The organism is Alicyclobacillus tolerans (genome assembly GCF_048984885.1).
Lineage (GTDB): Bacteria > Bacillota > Bacilli > Alicyclobacillales > Alicyclobacillaceae > Alicyclobacillus_I > Alicyclobacillus_I tolerans.
The window spans coordinates 2291263-2306299 of record NZ_JBMGNK010000002.1 but is presented as its reverse complement, the minus strand read 5'-3'; the positions used below and the strand labels follow the sequence as shown (position 1 = coordinate 2306299).

Annotated in this window: 14 protein-coding genes; 10 read left to right on the top strand and 4 right to left on the bottom strand. The window is 45.2% G+C overall.

The annotated features are described in order from the left end of the window. The first annotated feature begins 77 nt into the window (after positions 1–77). Positions 78–995 carry an SDR family oxidoreductase gene (locus ACOJUR_RS11680; RefSeq protein ID WP_420950062.1) on the top strand — a complete coding sequence of 306 codons (918 nt, stop codon included), beginning with the start codon at positions 78–80 and terminating at the stop codon, positions 993–995. A gap of 113 nt (positions 996–1108) precedes the next feature. Then, a complete protein-coding gene (locus ACOJUR_RS11675) occupies positions 1109–2284 on the top strand; it encodes an aminotransferase class V-fold PLP-dependent enzyme (protein ID WP_072872643.1) in 1176 nt (391 codons plus the stop codon). Positions 2285–2405: 121 nt separating this feature from the next. Here the strand turns inward: ACOJUR_RS11675 and ACOJUR_RS11670 are convergent, their stop codons facing one another. Further along, a complete protein-coding gene (locus tag ACOJUR_RS11670; protein ID WP_420950061.1) occupies positions 2406–3413 on the bottom strand; it encodes an SHOCT-like domain-containing protein in 1008 nt (335 codons plus the stop codon). Next, positions 3358–3789: a DUF2089 domain-containing protein gene (locus ACOJUR_RS11665; RefSeq protein ID WP_072872641.1), complete on the bottom strand. Its 432-nt coding sequence runs from the start codon at positions 3787–3789 to the stop codon at positions 3358–3360. The genes ACOJUR_RS11670 and ACOJUR_RS11665 overlap by 56 nt, the downstream gene beginning before the upstream one ends. A gap of 187 nt (positions 3790–3976) precedes the next feature. On the opposite strand from ACOJUR_RS11665, the gene ACOJUR_RS11660 reads away from it, so the two are divergent. Beyond that, on the top strand, positions 3977–5164 hold the full coding sequence (locus ACOJUR_RS11660) for an acetyl-CoA C-acetyltransferase (RefSeq protein ID WP_306952782.1): 1188 nt from the start codon (positions 3977–3979) through the stop codon (positions 5162–5164). Positions 5165–5170: 6 nt separating this feature from the next. Here the strand turns inward: ACOJUR_RS11660 and ACOJUR_RS11655 are convergent, their stop codons facing one another. After that, positions 5171–6634, bottom strand: coding sequence for a methyltransferase RsmF C-terminal domain-like protein (locus ACOJUR_RS11655; protein ID WP_420950060.1), 1464 nt, complete (start codon positions 6632–6634; stop codon positions 5171–5173). 209 nt (positions 6635–6843) lie between these two features. Between ACOJUR_RS11655 and queF the strand changes: the two genes are divergently transcribed. Then, positions 6844–7203: a preQ(1) synthase gene (gene queF / locus ACOJUR_RS11650; RefSeq protein WP_072872638.1), complete on the top strand. Its 360-nt coding sequence runs from the start codon at positions 6844–6846 to the stop codon at positions 7201–7203. 99 nt (positions 7204–7302) lie between these two features. On the opposite strand, the gene panD is transcribed toward queF, so the two are convergent. Further along, positions 7303–7710, bottom strand: a complete 408-nt coding sequence (panD, locus tag ACOJUR_RS11645) for an aspartate 1-decarboxylase (RefSeq protein ID WP_072872637.1) — start codon at positions 7708–7710, stop codon at positions 7303–7305. A gap of 130 nt (positions 7711–7840) precedes the next feature. Between panD and ACOJUR_RS11640 the strand changes: the two genes are divergently transcribed. From ACOJUR_RS11640 to ACOJUR_RS11615, 6 genes are all read left to right on the top strand, one after another. Next, positions 7841–8938 carry a YheC/YheD family protein gene (locus tag ACOJUR_RS11640; protein WP_420950059.1) on the top strand — a complete coding sequence of 366 codons (1098 nt, stop codon included), beginning with the start codon at positions 7841–7843 and terminating at the stop codon, positions 8936–8938. Positions 8939–9089: 151 nt separating this feature from the next. Next, complete coding sequence (locus ACOJUR_RS11635) at positions 9090–10343, top strand: MFS transporter (protein WP_072872635.1); 1254 nt, start codon at positions 9090–9092, stop codon at positions 10341–10343. Positions 10344–10547: 204 nt separating this feature from the next. After that, entirely contained in the window at positions 10548–12536 is a 1989-nt protein-coding gene (locus ACOJUR_RS11630) for an FAA hydrolase family protein (RefSeq protein ID WP_083573961.1), read from the top strand. Further along, positions 12533–13471 (top strand): ABC transporter ATP-binding protein, encoded by a 939-nt coding sequence (locus tag ACOJUR_RS11625; RefSeq protein ID WP_072872634.1) that lies wholly within the window; start codon positions 12533–12535, stop codon positions 13469–13471. Before ACOJUR_RS11630 ends, ACOJUR_RS11625 begins: the two co-directional genes overlap by 4 nt. Beyond that, positions 13468–14301 carry an ABC transporter permease gene (locus ACOJUR_RS11620; protein ID WP_072872633.1) on the top strand — a complete coding sequence of 278 codons (834 nt, stop codon included), beginning with the start codon at positions 13468–13470 and terminating at the stop codon, positions 14299–14301. The genes ACOJUR_RS11625 and ACOJUR_RS11620 overlap by 4 nt, the downstream gene beginning before the upstream one ends. A gap of 83 nt (positions 14302–14384) precedes the next feature. Continuing rightward, on the top strand, positions 14385–14984 hold the full coding sequence (locus tag ACOJUR_RS11615) for a hypothetical protein (RefSeq protein WP_420950058.1): 600 nt from the start codon (positions 14385–14387) through the stop codon (positions 14982–14984). The last annotated feature ends 53 nt before the right edge of the window (positions 14985–15037 follow it).

Genomic DNA, 15037 nt, shown 5'->3' with positions numbered 1-15037 from the left:
TCTCACGCGACACCCTATGCGCAAGGTAGGAAACGTGAAGAGCAAGGAGATGAGGTAATCTGAGCAGAGTCGCATTTGTGACAAGCGGCGGCAAGGGTTTAGGTCATGCAACAGTTCGCTGTCTGTTACGGGCTGGTTTTGATGTCGCTTTTACATATGGCAAGAGTCGTAAACAAGCAGAAGAACTTGTTGCAGAAGCTGAATCTCTTGGCCGGCGGGCAATGATGATAGAAACGGATCTGTTTAGTCGAGCAGAGACGGTAGTAGCGGTACACAAAGCTATTCAGGCGTTTGACAGGATCGATGCCTTGGTTCACAATTTTGGTCCTTTTGTTTTTGAACGAATTCCCCTCTCTGATTATTCGGATGAGAGCTGGCAAAAGTTGCTCGATGGCAACTTGAGTAATTTTTTGTGGATTTATCGTGAGGTATTGCCTGGCATGCGGAGTCGAGGTTTTGGACGCATCGTCACGATTGGCTTTGCCGGTGCTAAAGATGCAGTGGGATGGCGTTATCGAGCGCCCTATGCGGCCATAAAGGCAGGTTTGGCATCACTGACACAATCGATTGCTCGAGAAGAACGACAAAATGGCATTACTGCCAACATGGTTTGTCCCGGAGATATTCGTGGGGCCAATAAAAGTAAGCTGATTGAAGAAGTGTTCGAATCAGATAATCCTTTAGCCCGACCGCCTGTGGGAGAAGATGTGGCACGTGTGATTGCTTTCCTTTGCGCAGATGAGAGTGCGCAAATCAACGGCACCATTACAGAAGTAACCGGAGGCTACGATATACTTGCCTATGATGATGGCACGGATGTAGTTACCGAAACCATTCAATATATCGAAGGAGATAAGGTTTGGGTGGTTCCTTGGCAGAAAACTGCCCATATAGAAGAAGTGATTAAGATTCCCAATCGCCTTACTACTTACAAACTGAAGTCAGCAGAGGGGATGTCTGGACAGTTTACAGCATACCAATTGCAGCCCGTGTAGAGATCCATTTCTGTGCAACGGCCATGCTGTCTTCGGCGAAAGCATCTTAAACATGAAGCAAATTCCCGAAAAGGCAAAGACTTTTTCGGAGCACCTGAAAAGAGGTGGCAACGATGGCCCATGCGGATACTCTACGGCGCTATTTTCCGGCTGTTCAGCAACAAGTCTATTTGAATACAGGCTCCAATGGCGCTCTGCCGGAAAGCAGCATACAGGCTATGCAGTCGGTGCTTGAATATTTGTTGCACAATGGTCGAAAGAATACGGTTTATACTCGTGAAGTACAGCGGGTTTCAAGTACCATTAAAGAAATGCTCGGTCAAATGTTGGATGTGCCGAGTCATAGTCTCGCTTTAACGGAGAGTACTACACATGGTATCAACATTATTCTTTGGGGCATAGCGCTGCAACCAGGCGATGAGATCATTGTGAGCGATTTAGAACATGAAGGTGTTCTGCTGCCACTCTTTGTCCAGCGGGATAGGCGTGGAGTGGTTATCAAACGCTTTTCAACTGCAGGAAGAAAAGAAGATTGGCTTCCATCGCTGACTCGTATGATTACTCCACGTACGCGAATGATAGTTGTTTCACATGTTACCCATCTGATGGGAAAGCGCTTGCCGGTTGAAGAAATTTCCAAAATTGCGCACGATCACGGTATCTATTTGTTGGTAGATGGTGCGCAGGGAGTAGGGGCAGAGAGAGTCTCCCTGCGTCAGATGGGCTGCGATTTCTATGTGTTTCCTGGGCATAAATGGTTGTGTGGTCCTGATGCAACAGGAGCCTTGTATATCCGACCTGACTTGCAAATTGAGATGTTTCAAACGTTTGTCAGTTCCTCGTCTTTGGCAGGCTCTTCGGCACAATCTTTTTCAGCTGACGGAAGCTATCTATGGGCAGAAGGGGCGGCGCGTTTTGAGCACTTGCATGCAGATTTACTTCGTTTGTCTGGGTTGCTAGAGAGTCTAAAAGTCATTCATATTCAAGCAGGACTCGATTTTATTCAAGCTCGCATTGCTGGATTGACATCTCGATTCATGGATGGATTATTGGAGCTCCCTGAATGGCAGATTCTTACCCCCAGAGATGCTCGAGCTGGATTGATTCACGTCCGGTTACCCAGAAATGTTTCTTTGGACGCTTTGCAACAGATGTTTCATCAGCGCGATATCGATGTCAAACTGTATGCGAAAGAACGAGTTTTGCGTGTAGCACCGTCTTTTTACAACAATGAAGACGATGTGGATCGATTCTTACATGCACTGTTTGAATTTACGGAAAGTAAATAAGACCATGTTTTTAGATGGCTACTCGTGAGAGAATTTTTTCTTACCTCGTTAGGCAGGTAAAGGACTGTGGGGGCTATTACCTGCCATTTGCGTCATTTTAAACGAACACATATTTCGTAGATTATTTTCGTCCCGGGTTGGATATCGAACTAAGTGCAATTGAACCGTTGTTTGTGCGACAGAAAATTTCTGTATGTGAAGAAGTATCGGATATTAGACGTTGAAAACGTACAGAGTTTTTAAACGCTCCTAGCTCTCTCTCAGCTGTAAATTCGGTTTCATCAAGTTGGATAGAACCTACAGATGTGCGCAGAGTGCCTGACACTTTGCCTTGATGATGTATACCTGAAATCTCTATTTTGCCGTTTTTGGTATTTGCAGTAAGATGTTCTGTTTTGGAATGAATGGAATCAAACAACTGGATACGACCATTAAAACTCTCCAATCGAATCTGTTCTGCATTTACACCCTGCAGTATAATCGCCCCGTTTAAAGTTTCTACATGCATGGTCTTTACATCGGTATTTAGCGCATCAATTGCACCGTTATGAGAGTGAATACGCAAATGCATTTCCACGTTTTTAGGTACAAAAATATCGATATGAGCACGTAAAAGTAAATTTTTATCACGAGTGTTGGCTAAACGCAATCGGCTAGAACTCTCTGTTTGAGTATTTTCCAGGCACTCTGCAAGATATGTTTTGGCATCTTCTTGAGTTGCCTGGCGCATAGTAGCATGGATATAGACACGCGAGTACGGCTCTGACCACCCCTCCACATGCACTTCTCCATTTTGCAGAGAGAAAGAGAGATCTTTTATGGATGGCGGCAGATGTAACTCATGAACGGCTTTGACGGTGTTTTGCCAAAATAGCCATTCTTCGCCCTGTTGTTCGATATTTCGCCGCAAGTCGGTCATAGAATCGGCAAGAATGGTTTTCAGTTGGGAACCCCACTGTTTCCATTCCTGTGTTGCCTTATCAATGTGTGTACTAAGAGGCGGCAGTGTGAAAGTGCGGACAGTTTTTTGATCGATTGCTTGCAGTAGACGATGTGCTTCATCGGCGTTGATTTTACCACTTTCGAGCATCTCGAGAATTTTCATGCGTTCTGAGTCGTGTTGAGCCATGTTCAGTTGTCTCTCCTCTCAGTTCTTCCAACGCTTCTTCAACAGTAACTTCACCGGCCTCCAGGCGTTCTAGAACAGATATGGTTTCTGTGGCCGGAAACGTTTGTTCTGAGGTCCAACCGAGATCTTTAAGAATTTGATCTAATCGTGATCGGACTGTTGGGTAAGAAATGTTTAATGATTTTTCTACTTCTCGTATGTTGCCACGACAGCGGAGAAATGTTTCCACAAAATGCAGTTGTTCTTCACGCAGGTTCCACAAAGGAGAGGCGTAAAAGTCTCCTTGAATGCGGGTTGCGCAATGAGGACAGGCGAGTTCTGTCACACGCAAACTGCCATGGCAGGCGGGACAGGATTTCGGCAAAGTGTACGGCATAGAATCCCTCCTGAAGAGATATTAACAATGTATTTAATAATATTCAATATCGTCATTGAATTTGTTTATAAATGACCCTGTTTAAAGTTTGTTTTTAAATGAATAAAAGCCAATTCGTCTAATTTGCCATAGTACAGTACAATGGAGAAGTAAATGATTGAAATTGAGTGAAAAAAGAGGGATAACTATGAGCGGTCAAAGAAACGTTTGGATTCTTAACGGAATGCGTACGCCGTTTGGCTCGTTTGGCGGCTCGTTAGCCACCGTGCGCGCTACTCAACTAGGTGTCATCGCAGCCAAAGCAGCATTGGAAAAAGCGAATGTGGAGCCGCAAGATGTGGATAACGTTGTCTTTGGCAGCGTTATTCAAACGGATGGTGGTTCAGCTTACCTAGCTCGCCATATTGGATTAGACGTTGGGGTTAAACAAACTGTACCTGCTTTAACGGTCAATCGTCTCTGTGGTTCAGGTTTGCAAGCGGTTGTTTCCGCAGCAGCGAGTATTCAGCTAGGCGAGAGTGAAGTAGCGCTTTGCGGCGGTGCAGAGTCCATGAGCCAGTCACCTTACGTCTTACGCCAGGCTCGTTTTGGTTATCGTATGGGTGATGCGAAAGCAGTCGATATGCTGTCGGAAATTTTGACAGATTGTCGAGGAGATTTACCTATGGGCATTACAGCTGAGAATCTTGCTGAGGACTATGGGATTACACGTGCAGAACAAGATGAATTTGCTCTTTTAAGTCAGGCAAGAGCTGCGCAAGCACAAGCAACAGGGCGTTTGGCTCAAGAAATTGTCGGTGTACCAGTTCATACGCGTAAAGGCGAGATGATAGTGGATCAGGATGAGCATATCCGTCCCGATACGACACTTGAGGCTCTTGGAAAATTGCGTCCTGCCTTCCGAACGGACGGTACGGTTACAGCGGGTAATGCTTCCGGCATTAATGACGGTGCAGCTGCTCTTTTAATCGCTTCAGATACGGCGGTGGATGCCCACGGATATCAACCGTTAGCCAGACTGGTAAGTACGGCAGTTGTGGGGGTCGATCCGTCACGCATGGGTATTGGTCCTGTGCCTGCCATTCAGCTTGCTCTGGAACGTGCAGAGTGGAGTTTGTCGGATGTTGATTTATTTGAGGTTAATGAAGCTTTCGCTGCTCAGTATTTAGCAGTCGAGAAAGCTTTACAACTTCCGCGTGACAAAACCAATGTAAACGGTGGTGCGATTGCATTGGGACATCCTGTAGGAGCGAGTGGGGCACGCGTATTGTTGACACTTATCCGTGAGCTTCAGCTTCGCGGACTCAAGCGTGGTGTTGCATCGCTTTGTATAGGCGGTGGGCAAGGGATTGCCGTAACTGTTGAACGCGTATAGAAGAAATTAGCCGTTTAGTACCCGGCGTAATCCTTTTGGATACAAATTGTTAAGTCGCCCCGGTACAGCCTTGGCAAAACCAAGGGGTACGGTATCAAGCCAGGTTAAAAGCAGGTACCCCCTTTGATTTGTAGAGATAGCCATGGCCTCTCCGCGTAAATAAGCCAGAGCTTCTTGCCCCGGTAAATCTAGAGACTTTGCAAATGCGCTAGGATGTGCGCCGCTTGCAAGAGCTTGGTGAGGTATAAGCTTTCCCTCTCGAAGATGCGCCAGGGCAAGACCGGGGCGCAAGGTTTTGACAGGGACTAAGGGTTTCGGCAATGGAGATTGGGAAAAGAGTACATTTCCCTGTTGGATGGGGAATCTCCATTCATCAGGTATGGATGCTTGCCAAGTTTCGTTAAGAAAGTCGAGCCATAGATGAGTCGAGTCCTTTGGGTTCGACTTTGTTTTTTCTCTTTGCGGTGATTTCTTTATAGAATGATTGAATGATGTAGTTTGAGACGGAGCTACTTTTTCTAAAAGAGCAATAAAATGTCCTTCTCCTGCTAGCAAATGAGGCCAGCATCGACGTACATGTTTGACAATGTCCGGATGAATACCGGGAATATCAAGCCCCAAACTCCAATTGGGTAAGTTGTTAATCGGCAATAAGCGTAAGGGAAAGTGTTTCAATAGCCAGTCTATCATCCACTCGTTTTCTATAGGGTTCAGAGTACATGTGGAGTAAACAAGTCGTCCACCAGGTTTGAGCAGTTTGACTGCTTCATGGAGGATGTTTTTTTGTCGTTCGGCGCATTTGGCAGGTAGTTCTGGATTCCATTCTTGGCGTGCCTCCGCAGATTTGCGAAACATTCCTTCACCAGAACAAGGTGCATCTACCAGAATAGCATCGAATATTTCTGGCCAAGCAGCAGCAAGAATCGAAGGATCGGATTGGGTAACGGTTGCCTGAACGCCACATCTTTCTAAATTTTCTGCGAGTACCGTGACACGTTCAGGATGTATTTCATTAGCGACTAACCAGCCACTCCCGTGCAATTTTTTTCCTATTGCTGTGGATTTACCACCAGGAGCTGCACACAGATCGAGAATCCATTCGCCTGGCTTAGGCTGCAGAACTTCAACAACGCCCATGGCTGACGGTTCTTGGACATAGAAGCAGCCAGTTTGGTGAACGAGGGTCTGACCTATCTTTACTTCTTCGGGGAGATAAAATCCATCTTTACACCAAGGAACCTGATTTTGTAGCCATGTTGTCAATTCGTCTGGTAAAGTCGGTAATTTTTCCATGGCATATATAGGGATTTGCTGATTTCCTAATGGCTTCTCAGCAGTTTCGATTTCAAACCGTTGCAAACGTGCTCCGCGAATGCGCGGCATATATAAACTTTGCGTAAAATCTTTGAGAAAATTCAGGGAAACATAAGGAGCTAACGTTTTTGTAAACGTTTGGATAACATCGTCCATTCTTAGTGGGAACCAACCTTTCTTTGGCTTGAGTATTTGTAGAAGACCTATTCTATCTCGTGAAAAACGACTTGTCTTCACCAAATGTGGCGTGTATCATGTTGCGGTAGATTTTAATACGCACCAATATGTACAAAGATTGTACACTTTCAAGATGAGTGAAATTGTTATCTTGTCGTCCGGAACGCTTTGTGAGAGGAGAATGCAGTATGTTGACTCAACCAACGCGTGAACTGGTTGTGGTTCCTAATCCACATCCAACGCGTGTTTATACGGTAGAAATGGACTGCCCGGAATTTACTACGCTTTGTCCTATGACAGGACAACCTGATTTTGCAACCATCTATATTCAATATCAACCTGGAGAACATCTGGTTGAACTCAAGTCGCTTAAACTTTATCTTTGGTCATTTCGAAATGAAGCTCACTATCACGAGGACGTGACCAACCTCATTCTAAACGACTTCGTGGCTGCTGCCAAACCGCGCTATGCCAAAGTGGTAGCAGATTTCACAGTGCGCGGGGGAATTCATACAAAAGTAACTGTGGAGTATTCAGAAACAAATTGATTGATATTGGGATGAATGAAAAAATTGGCCCCGATTCATCTGCTAAACGACTGAATCGGGGTTAAATTCATAGTTTTTACCTATCGATAAAGTACATGTTCAGTTCTCTTGCGGAGCATCAAGACTATACTCAGGTGGCCATGGATGATGGCGGACTATTGATTGAATGTGGTTCTGCTCATCAACAAAAACGACTTTGGCCTCCAGTGAATCCCATTCTTCATCGGAAATCCATGCTGTAGAAAGCACGATAATCGTATCACCCGGTTGAAAATGCCGAGCCGGAGGACCATTGAGGCAGACAGTACCAGCGCCTTCTGTACCTGGTATGGCATAAGTGTGCCAGATAGTTCCGTTTTGCAAATTAGTAATCTGAACCATTTCATGTGGGCGAATGTCGGCCGCTTTCATTAACAGCGGATCGAGCGTAATAGAGCCCATATAATTTAAATCCGCCTGTGTGACGGTAATTCGGTGTAGCTTGCCTTTGCAGACATGACGAAGCATGAAAATCCTCCTTAAAAAATAGGTTCACCGACAAAGTTGGCTTCTATTTACTGACTCTCCTCAACAACACTCCTCTGCATATACTGTGGCGATGTGACGGCTACGGTACGAAACGGAGTGTGGGTTCTCAATGCTCAACAATCAACCGGTGATTGGCGTTGCCACCACCACAGGATGCAGAAAACAAGCAGATGGTCACATTCGCCCCGCCTCTTTTTATTGTCAAATAGCTGAGCGGGCAGCCGAATATGGAACACAAGTTTGTTTGTTCGATCCGGCTCAAGCGTATTGGAAAGCAGAAAAAATGGAAGCTTATTTTCCTGTTTCAAAACGTGCACCCTATGGACATTGGAGCAAAAAAGAGGTTTCGTTGCCTAGTGTAATTTATGAAAATATCTTTGTCCACTTGAATATTCGCGGATATTCAGATGAACTGAGACGTCAGGCAACTTTGCGGGGGATACCTCTTTTTAATCCAGTATTGCCAGGCAAGTGGCGTATGGCGGAGTGGATGCGGTCGTCTGGTTTAGACAAATACATTCCAGAAACAGAAAAGTTGAAATCGACTGAACAATTGCTGGATCGTTTGCGGCATTGGGATACAGTTTACATCAAGCCGACAGGTGGATATGGGGGGGTTGGAGTCACTCGTGTCCGCAAATTGGGACACAATAGATTTGCCGTAGCTTGGGATCGTTCACAAGGAAGTATTGCGCAAGTGCGTAAAGAGATGGATGAACGCAAATTACGGGATTGGGTCACAACCCGACTTCGACGACCGCATCTGTTGCAGGAAGGAATTAATCTGTTAACGATTGAGCAACGGAAAGTTGATTTCCGTGTGGTTTTGCAGCGTAACTTGCAGGGGGAATGGAAATTGGTCGGTATCGTACCTAAGTGGGCGGCAAAGGATGGAGTGGTCACAAACGTCATTGCTGGCGGCGAACGCGTGTCTTTGCTTCAAATCCAAAATGCAGCACATGCAGAAGGAAAAGAAATTTCAATCCAACCTATGCAGCAGGCTGCCTTTGAAATTGCTCGGATGATGGAGAGAAAAAAACCTTTTATCGGCTTGGTAGGTTTTGATATGGGAATAGACGAAAAAGGAAATCCTTTGATGATTGAAATGAATCCCAAGCCTGCGCGTAGCTTGCTGGATTCAGGCATGCGGCGCAAAGCGGCGTTTCTTGCAGCGGAATTCGCCATTTATTTGAATAACCAGAAATGATTTATAAGTGAAATGGTTCGTAGGAAAGTCAAAACGTTGCTATAAGTTGTTATAATGAGTGAGCGCCAAACGGGCTCACTTTTTTGATACCCATTCTAGCGGTTAATGGAATCTGTAGGGACTTATGATTCAAATTGGGAGAATCGATTTTATGGACAATCGTCAGGCAACTTTACGATGGAAACAAGCGGTTCCTCGCGAATCGTATACGTTTGTAGCAGCGAGTCTTGTCAATTCTATTGGCTCATCGCTACTCTGGCCACTGATAACGATATACGTTCATAATGTGCTGCATCGCAACTATGCTGAAGCTGGCTTTGCTCTACTTTTGCAAGCGCTGATGGGGGTATTAGGCCAGTTTGTTGGTGGGGCGCTTTATGAAAAAGTTGGACCCAAACGTCTGATTGTAGGTTCACTTCTGATGACCGGTTTCGCCCAGTTTAGCCTGATATTTGCCAAGGCTTGGGTTCCTTATCTGATTGCGATGATGATCATAGGTTTTTTGAATCAGACAACGATGCCAGCCGTCAATGCGTTTGTTGGATTCCGTTGGCCACAGCATCGTAACCAGCTGTTTAACCTGATGTATGTGAGCAACAATATAGGAGTAGCAGTAGGTACTTCTCTGGCGGGCCTCCTTGCTTCTATTTCGTTTAATTTAACCTTTCTTTTCAATGGGCTTACTACCATTTTTTTTGCTTTATTTTTTTATCAATATCTACGCAAGCTTGGGCTTTCGCTCGATCAATTCATACCGTTCTCTGGGCAAGCTGGTGAACAAAGCAGTCTTTTCAGTTTGCTCTTAAACATGCGTCTCTATCTCTTTTTGGCTATTGGCAGTCTTTTGACGTATTTAGCCACATCTGCCTGGAATTCTGGTGCTGCTCCATATCTCAATCAACATGGGCAACCACCGAGTATGTATAGTTGGCTGTGGACTGTCAACGGATTGGTTATTCTTTTAGGTCAGCCCTTTACGTCCATGTTGAATCGTTGGCTCACCAAGTCACTGAATTCGCGACTGATTGCAAGCGCTCTATTTTACGCTTGCGGGTTTTCTGTCATATGGATAAGGCACTCTCCTTATATTTGGCTTATGATGGGGATGATTATAGCCACTTTTGGAGAAATGCTCATGAGTCCTGTTGTGCCTGCCATCATCACCCAGACGACTGGTCGCAATGCTGCTTTTTATCTTGGAGTAGTAGGTAGTGTGGGAACGGTTGGACGCTTGGTTGGACCGCCGTATTTTGGCTATTTGTTTGATCAAAAAGGAATTTCACCAATCCTTTTGGCGGCGACAGTCAGTTCATTGCTTGCCGCTTTCTCTTTTATAGTTTTTTCCTGGTGGCTAAAGCAGGGAACATATGCTGGCGAAGAGCAAAATATCCCGCAATCCATGTGAGTCATATCTAAAAGCAACGTATTTTTTGTCACAGAGAAGATGCTTCAAATCTGGGTTTTAGATTTACACTTTTATAAAGTATAGAAAAAAGGACAGAATGCTATCAAAATTGAACTATTTATTGCAAACAGTTTGAGCAACGTGATATAGCTTTGGCAATGGCTGGAGTAGTGATGACTCAGCAAATGGATTGGGTGCGTTAGGATGGTTTATCAATTTTGGAAACAAAACGTTGGATTTTGGAGACACAAGGTTCTTGTCTCTTTTTTGCTGTTTTTTGCAGTCGTCATTACGACGTTTTCTGTGCGTATTCCTGTTGCTTTGGCGGCAAATGGCACAAGCCTTTCAGCATCGGTGGGGTTTTCTGGTTATTTTGCAGAAGACGACTGGGTTCCTGTCACATTGCGCATTTCTCATCAAGGTCCTGCTGAATCAGCGGTATTAAAAGTGAGTATCAACCAATCTATGGGAAACAACACCAACGCTATAGGTACATTTCAATGGCCGATTGAATTACCGGCCAATCAGAACGTGATCAAACAAATCAGCCTGCCGGGAGATGTAGTCAATGGAGCTGAGGTCGATCTCGTTTTATACAACGGCAATCGTATCGCTTCCACGTTTTTAAGTGGAAATGCGCTCGGACATGTAGCTCTGGTCTCTGTAATCTCAGATTCTCTGCAAACTGCTGCTTATTGGACAGGCAGTAGCGATGGCGTGAATCCTGTACAGCCGGTTGTCGTCTCCCTTTCTACTTTTCCGGAAACTGCTGGCGCGCTAGGCGGAATTCGAGCTGTGGCTGCTTCCCCTGACTTATTGGCTAAACTTTCACAGGCTCAAACAGAGGCTTTGATTACATGGGTGCAACTCGGTGGACTATTGGTAGTGACTGGGACCCACGGTACCGCTTCAGACTGGCGAGGAATTTTACCCATTAAACCCGGAAAGGAAGAAAAAGTATCTGCGGATGGTCTGGGAGCTTTCACCAACACTATACCTCCTTCTGGGAATTTGACGGTTGCTGCGAATGGCATTTCTCGTTCAGCAGAGGAATGGGCGAGTGAAGGCAACACACCGCTTATTGCCAGTCGATTATTGGGACGTGGTGAGATTTGGCAGACTTCCTTTTCTCCCAATGAAGGAACTTTGCTCGCTTGGTCAGGGAATCCGGCACTTTGGACGACGATTTTACGCAACAGTACTCTTCCTGGGCAATCTGCTTTGGTGAAGCCTTTAAGTCCGAATGGAGTCTTGTCACTGACTTCAGTACGCGACGCTTTGTCGCCTATGCGCGTACCCTCGCTCAAATTTTGGGCTATGGTTTTTTTGCTTTATTTGTTGGTCATTGGCCCACTTCTCTTCACCTGGCTAAGAAAATCTGGAAGAGCAGCTTGGGCTTGGTTTTTTCTACCCTCTATTGCATTAGTTGTGACAGTTGGTATGTACACGTTTGGTTTGGCGATTCGTCCACCAGGATTGTTAAATGAGGCTGTTGGGGTGTTAGAGTTAACAGGTAATGGGATTGGGCAGGCGTATAGTATGCAAGCATTGATGTCGCCCTTTCGTAATCAGATGACCTTTGCTTTGCCGCCTGGGACTTTTGCGCTTACATTGGAACCGAGCAATAGTACGAATCTCAATACAAATTTGATCACGCACGAAGCAAATCATACTCTCGTAAGTTTTGGAACTTCACCTCGTTGGAGCGTGCGTTATCTTTATGCGGTAGATACACTTTCTAAACAAGGTAGTTTGAGCTGTACTTTATCTTCTTCCTTTGGACTGCTACTTGGAGCAGTAACCAATAATACCCCTTATCCATTACATGATGTCGCGCTTTTTTGGCAAGGCAGATTGTATAATCTGGGGAATTTTTCGCCCGGGCAGACCAAGAGTGTGGACCGCGCTGTAGAATCGGCACAAAATTACAGTAATTGGTTATTTGCTTATAGTAATTACAACCATACCATTACTCACAGTATTGGCAGGAGCCTGATTCAATTTGTCAGTTCTGAAAATTGGACAGACGATGATAGTTCGGGCAATATGGCTATGCTTATTGCCAGTACGAGTGCACGTATTCCTACATTGCCAATGGTGTCTAATCGACAGAAAGTGGCTTCAGCAGAAACACTTGTGCTCATTCGTCAATACACCACGGTTTCCACAGATTCGGGGGGGCCGTTTGTATGATACAAACCCAACATTTGACCAAGAAATTTGGCCGATTTACAGCGGTAGATAAGTTGAATTTATATGTACCAGAGGGAACAGTTTTTGGGTTGGTTGGTGAAAATGGCGCAGGTAAAACGACAACCTTATCTATGTTGGCTACATTGTCTACGCCAACATCAGGTAAGGCGGTTATCAACGGTTACGATGTGGTTCGCCATCCTTCGGATGTCCGCCGTTCCATCGGGTTTATGCCGGACAGCTTTGGTGTATATGACGATTTAAGTGTAGATGAGTATTTGGAATTTTATGCGGATTGTTACGCTGTACCGCGTGCTGTCATGCAAAAACGTCGGCAGGATTTATTAGAGCGAGTACAGCTTGTGGACAAGCGGCACACTTATGTCAACGCCTTGTCACGAGGTATGCAGCAAAGATTGGAAATTGCTAGATGCTTAATGCACAATCCACCCGTTTTAATTTTAGACGAACCTGCCTCAGGGCTTGATCCACGATCGCGTATTGAATTGCGCAGCGTACTCAAGGAACTAAAAGCATTGAAAAAAACGGTTGTTATTTCTTCTCATATTTTGTATGAATTAGCGGAGTTTGCGGATGAAATTGGTATTTTGCGACGTGGTCAAATTGCTGCAGTTGCGTCTGTGTCTGTCATGCTTCAACACAGTAGTTCACAACGTACGTTATGGATTGCCACCAAGTCCTCACAGCATGTACTTGAACAGGCTTTGCGCGATGTGCCAGAGGTGAGTTCGGTTACCTACTTTCCTGAAGGAGTAGAAGTTATCTACCAAGGTACACTTGAAGAGCAATCAGAATTGTTGCTTAAACTGTTGCGAAGGGGCGTCAGGGTAAGTCAATTTGCAGAACGGCCAACTGACATTGAGGCGTTATTTTTACGCCTCACCAGTGAACGGGAAGAAGGGGGGAGCGCATGAAAAATCCGATATTGCTGAAAGAGTTTCGACAACGTATGCGAACTTCCAGGGCGCCTATTGTAGTTACAGGATATGTGGCCAGTATGGGCATACTAACTTTTTTTCTTCTATACGAGAATGTACAGGGGCAGCTCTATCTTTTTCAGCCAGCGCGAAGTCAACAAGTCTTTACGATTCTCTCACTGATTCAGATGATTATTGTCGCTTTTCTAACGCCCGCTTTTTCGGCAGGGACAATAAGCGGTGAACGAGAAAGGAGAACATTGGCTGTTTTGTTGACCACGCCGCTTTCTCCTTTTTCCATTTTATTCGGAAAAATTATTGCTTCGAGCGCGCTTCAATATCTTCTTTTGCTGGCTTCTCTACCACTGTACAGTTTAGTTTTCCTGTTTGGTGGTGCTGTTCCGCAAGAAGTCCTGGCAGTGCTTGTTTTTCAATTGTTTACGATTTTTATAATTGCGACGATCTCGGTCATGTGGTCTACGGTTGCTTTGCGTTCTGGTTGGAGTACGGTGTTGTCCTATGCTACGGTCTCCTTTATGATTTTTATCACAGGCTCCATTGGCTTAGGGCTTCAATCTCTTGCTTCGAATCCGGTGGACGCTGATGTCGCTCGCTACGGACAGTTTTTTTTGTCGCTCAATCCGCTCTGGATTGAAGCTGAATTAGAGAATGCTGTACATTCTGGAAATGCAGAATGGGTGTTGTTTGTGATTTTTTATTTTGCTGTTGCCTGTTGTTTATTACCTTTTTGCATATGGCGCTTACGTCCTCAGTGGCTATGGCGTATTCCAGGCTTGACGAGGGTCAACGAAAGAAATTACCAATAAGAAGGAACCGTGATTAACTGCAGATTGATGAGTTCAAAAAGGTCTTTTTGTGATTCAAACCATCTGCTTCGGGAGGTTTAAGAATGCACAACCTGTTGGGGTGGATTTTGGGAATTATCGTCTTGCTTGTGTTGGTACTTGGTGTTGTCAATTTATCCATATGGCGTCAACGCGATACCCAACAAAAGCGTTCATCAGCGCGAGCGTACCCGTTAGAACATTCAATCAACAACGGAAATGTATGGCAGGAAAAATATTCAGTCCATCTTAACAAGGAAAAATCCAAAGATGAGCAAGGTATACATGCGGTATTACAAGCGGAGAAATTGTCGCCTGCAACGGTCATTGAAGAATCGGGCGACCTGGATGAATCCGCTTTAGTGTGCAAAAAATTGGCACGCATACCGGGCGTGTTAGGGTGGGTAATGGTTCGCAATCAGCGTGTCGTTGCATCCGATCGTCCTTATGATGATGCGCTGATGACCACACTTCGTCAGTATTGGATGGCGGCTCGACAATTGCGGAGAGAGTTGGGTGTCAGTATGTCCATGGAAGCCAGTTTGTTTGGTGCAGAAGGTGGCGTTCGTATTTTCTCAAAAGACAATCAGTGGATTGCTGTCATCGTTGAACCGGAGGTCGCATTGGATGATTGGCTATTTAAGGATTGGAATCGTTTGTCCTAAATCACGAATATCTTTGGTCTAGTTTGGTTCCTCCCCACGTAAAAATAATTGGG

Coding starts and splice junctions, on each gene's coding strand:
- ACOJUR_RS11675 (WP_072872643.1), top strand. CDS start 1,109: ATGGCCCATGCGGATACTCTACGGCGCTATTTTCCGGCTGTTCAGCAA.
- ACOJUR_RS11670 (WP_420950061.1), bottom strand. CDS start 3,413: ATGGCTCAACACGACTCAGAACGCATGAAAATTCTCGAGATGCTCGAA.
- ACOJUR_RS11665 (WP_072872641.1), bottom strand. CDS start 3,789: ATGCCGTACACTTTGCCGAAATCCTGTCCCGCCTGCCATGGCAGTTTG.
- ACOJUR_RS11660 (WP_306952782.1), top strand. CDS start 3,977: ATGAGCGGTCAAAGAAACGTTTGGATTCTTAACGGAATGCGTACGCCG.
- ACOJUR_RS11655 (WP_420950060.1), bottom strand. CDS start 6,634: ATGGACGATGTTATCCAAACGTTTACAAAAACGTTAGCTCCTTATGTT.
- queF (WP_072872638.1), top strand. CDS start 6,844: ATGTTGACTCAACCAACGCGTGAACTGGTTGTGGTTCCTAATCCACAT.
- panD (WP_072872637.1), bottom strand. CDS start 7,710: ATGCTTCGTCATGTCTGCAAAGGCAAGCTACACCGAATTACCGTCACA.
- ACOJUR_RS11640 (WP_420950059.1), top strand. CDS start 7,841: ATGCTCAACAATCAACCGGTGATTGGCGTTGCCACCACCACAGGATGC.
- ACOJUR_RS11635 (WP_072872635.1), top strand. CDS start 9,090: ATGGACAATCGTCAGGCAACTTTACGATGGAAACAAGCGGTTCCTCGC.
- ACOJUR_RS11630 (WP_083573961.1), top strand. CDS start 10,548: ATGGTTTATCAATTTTGGAAACAAAACGTTGGATTTTGGAGACACAAG.
- ACOJUR_RS11625 (WP_072872634.1), top strand. CDS start 12,533: ATGATACAAACCCAACATTTGACCAAGAAATTTGGCCGATTTACAGCG.
- ACOJUR_RS11620 (WP_072872633.1), top strand. CDS start 13,468: ATGAAAAATCCGATATTGCTGAAAGAGTTTCGACAACGTATGCGAACT.
- ACOJUR_RS11615 (WP_420950058.1), top strand. CDS start 14,385: ATGCACAACCTGTTGGGGTGGATTTTGGGAATTATCGTCTTGCTTGTG.